Source organism: Nostoc sp. CALU 546 (assembly GCF_048836525.1).
The window spans coordinates 1-3408 of sequence record NZ_JAWJTF010000233.1; the positions used below are offsets into that span (position 1 = coordinate 1).

The 3408-nt window shown below is 43.8% G+C and carries 3 protein-coding genes; 2 read left to right on the forward strand and 1 reads right to left on the reverse strand.

From position 1 onward, the window contains the following. Window positions 1-289: 289 nt before the first annotated feature. A complete protein-coding gene (locus tag RRG12_RS41965; protein ID WP_069070068.1) occupies window positions 290-430 on the forward strand; it encodes a photosystem I protein PsaX in 141 nt (46 codons plus the stop codon). A gap of 21 nt (window positions 431-451) precedes the next feature. Here RRG12_RS41965 and RRG12_RS41970 read toward each other — a convergent pair whose 3' ends face one another. Next, complete coding sequence (locus RRG12_RS41970) at window positions 452-1318, reverse strand: branched-chain amino acid ABC transporter permease (RefSeq protein ID WP_069070067.1); 867 nt, start codon at window positions 1316-1318, stop codon at window positions 452-454. 206 nt (window positions 1319-1524) lie between these two features. Here RRG12_RS41970 and hrmK point away from each other — a divergent pair. Further along, the coding region (gene hrmK / locus RRG12_RS41975; protein ID WP_420763212.1) for a hybrid histidine kinase/response regulator HrmK at window positions 1525-3408 on the forward strand (1884 nt) is incomplete at its 3' end.

The following is a 3408-nucleotide window of genomic DNA, read 5'->3' on the forward strand; positions in this document are numbered from 1 at the left end:
TCGGCGTGGTGAGGAGGGGGTGTGAAGTGTGGAGCGAAGAGGGATAGAGGGTTCAGATATCAGGGTGTATGTTATTCCCGAGCTCCTGTCAGTGGAATTCTGTCGCGCTACTTAGGCTGAAGAAAAGGTTACCCGGTGCAGAATATGCCCTATCACCTGTCACCTCTCACCGCTCCCCGAATCCCAATCCCCAATTCCCACCTTCACACAAATATTCTTAAAGAATTTGGGTATTTGGTACGCCAGTTTGGTATTTCTTAAAAAGTCATGACATAAGGAGAATCGCATTATGACCGCTAAAACAACGAAGAATTCCGCAGTTGCCGACAGTGGAGCTAAACCTCCCTACGCTTATCGCACAGGCTGGGCATTGTTCTTGTTGGCTATCAATTTCCTGGTAGCAGCCTGGTATTTCCACATTATTGAATAATTAGAAGTGGAATGGTGCTGCTCAAATCGTCCCTTTGAATAAACCTTTGGGACGAATGAGCAGCACCAAAATCATGATCAACAGTGCTACACCTTGTTTATACTGTGAACCCAGCCAAGGGGTGCTAATTTCCTGGACAATGCCAATGATAAAAGCTGCTGCGATCGCACCGTAGGGATTGCCAATGCCACCAAGTATTACTGAGGCAAATAATGGTAAAATTAAAAACCATCCCATATTCGGGCGCACGGCTGTAATTAACCCATACATACTTCCGCCCAATGACGTAAGAGTGCCCGCAATTAGCCAAGTCCAGAAAATTACTCGGTCAACATTGATACCTGAAACCCTAGCTAAATCCAGATCGTCGGCAACTGCTCGCATTGCCTTGCCAATTTTGGTATTTTGCAGCAGGTAATGCAACGCCAAAATTGCTAGCACCGCCAATCCCAATACCAATAATTGATTTTGCGGCACTTTTAAACCCAAAATATCTAAAGCCGGAGTAACAGGTAAATTATAGTTTTGGTTCTTGCCACCCCAGATAAAAATAATCCCATTGCGAAGAAATAAGGCAAGTCCGATAGAAATAATAATCAGCGTAGTGGAAGTAGCACGGATAGAGCGCATCTTTGACCACAACAACTTTTCCGATAACAGCATTGCTGCTACTGTTCCCGCCGCCGCCAAAATCATTGACAGCCAAATATTAACTCCAATAGTGTTTATCAGCCAAGTCAGATAGGCTCCTAAGGTGAGAAAATCACCATGAGCAAAGTTAGATAATCGTAAAATTCCGTATGTAAGAGTCAGTCCGACTGCCGCTAGAGCAATAATGCTCCCCACCGCAATCCCATTAACGATTAGTTGGGCGAATTGTGTATCCATAAGTCTTAAGTTGCTTTTAAAAAATTTTAGGTCAGTGGCTCATAAAATATTTTTTTTGGTCTAGCTGCTAAACTCGACATCATAAGCTATGGTTTATAACAACATAAGTTATGGTTTATAAATAAAAAAGAATTGTCGGCTAATATACATAGAATCCTATTGGGATTTTTATGTGAAGCTAAACTTGTTCAGCGGTCTAGTTGACCATGCAGCAGTATTCAAGCTTATCAGACCAGAACTCACAGATAGATGCAACGCCAAAACTTTTGAGAACAATTGAGCAACTTCGCGCACAGCTGTGGCTGGAGAGCAGCTTGAACAAGTTGCAAAGTCGCCTTAATGATTGCCTGCTTTCTGCTTGTAACACTGTCCCACAGACAGGAGCCGCACAAGCGGAAATTCTCCAAACTGTGGTTAACGAAATTAACAGTGCTGTTAACAGCAGTAATCTGGTGCTTGCAGATTGTGCCGTAGGCATTGCTCTGTTTCAACCACAAGAAACTGTGGCCACAGTTTGCTATATTTCTCGTTCTCCATCCCCAAACTCACAACCTTTATTTCTAGAAGTGCTGACAGCAGAAAAAAAGCTGCTGTTGAGATTGCAAGAGGTCATAAAACTCGAAGATTTGCAACAGCTTGAGAATCAACAACCACCCAGCGCTTGGCGGTTGGCTGATGATTCTGGCAGCGTTATGGGTTGGCTAATTATCGCCGCAACGCCCCTAAGCTCTGATCGTGAGTCGCTCATGAAATCACAAGCTCAACTCAGATCACAATTGATGGCAAGGTCTGCTAAGTACTGTACTACAGCTTTGGTACAACTTAGACACATCCTATCTTGGGAGCAACGGTATCAACAGTTAAGTAACTCTAATCAAGAATTGGAGCGCACCAATCAACTCAAAAATCAGTTTTTGGCAAATACCAGTCACGAAATTCGCACACCACTTAGTTCCATTATTGGGTTTACCCACCTGCTTTTAGCTCCAGGGTACGAACCAACTAGAGAACGCCAGCAAGAGTATTTAAATATCATTCAGTCTAGCGGCAAGCACCTGCTAGCTCTGATTAATGATATTTTGGATCTCTCTAAAATTGAAGCAAATCAGCTGGAAGTGCAGTGGGAAACAGTAGATGTGCCAGTGCTGTGTAGCAATGTTTTGGCACTGGTGAAAGAGAAAGCCGCTAATAAGGGTTTGAAACTGTGCCTAGAACTTGAACCTGATATTACAACCCTAGTAGCTGACCCCTTACGACTCAAGCAAATGCTGTTGAATTTACTCTTCAACGCCCTAAAGTTTACTAGTAAAGGAAGTGTTGGTTTACAGGTTGCTGCCAAAGGCGTATCTGTGCATTTTACAGTTTGGGATACTGGCAGTGGCATTTCCCAAGAAGACCAAGTTCAACTGTTTCAACCCTATTTCCAAATTGCTAAGGCTGTAGCTGATGGCGTTGAAGGTACTGGTTTGGGTTTAGCAGTGACTCGGAAACTTGCCCAAATTCACGGTGGTTCGGTGAAAGTTGAATCTGAGGTAGATCGCGGCTCCCGTTTTACCCTTGTACTTCCCCTTAAGCAAGAAGTGGGAGTTGGAGGAGATGAAGAAGCAGGGGAAGATGAGGGAGCAGGGGAAGCAAAATTTTCCTCATTTCCTGTGCCTTTCACCCCTAGTTCTTCTGTAGAAATTTTGCTGGTAGAAAATGACTTACCCAACGCTGATTTGATGCAAATTTATCTACGTAAATTGGGATATCAAGTGACTTGGGTTAAGAATGCTGCCGAGATGTGGGAAACTCTAACTGAGTTAGAGCCGGTGCTGATTTTAATGGATGTTTATCTAGCAGATGGAAATGGTCTTAACTTGGTGCAACAACTGCGAGAACATCCACAATATCGGACGATTCCGGTAATTGTTCAAACAGCAATGGCAATGAAAGGCGATCGCGAAACTTGTCTAGCCGCTGGTGTAAATGACTATATTTCTAAACCAATTGATTTACCACTTTTAGCCCGTCTGGTGGCTAAGTACAGTCAAGCACCAACGTTGGTTGATGGGGTGCAGAGGAGCAGGGAAGCAGAGGAGCAGGGGAGC

Bases quoted from the DNA above. Each gene is read 5' to 3' on its own strand.
- RRG12_RS41970 (WP_069070067.1), bottom strand. From the start codon at position 1,318: ATGGATACACAATTCGCCCAACTAATCGTTAATGGGATTGCGGTGGGG.
- RRG12_RS41965 (WP_069070068.1), top strand. From the start codon at position 290: ATGACCGCTAAAACAACGAAGAATTCCGCAGTTGCCGACAGTGGAGCT.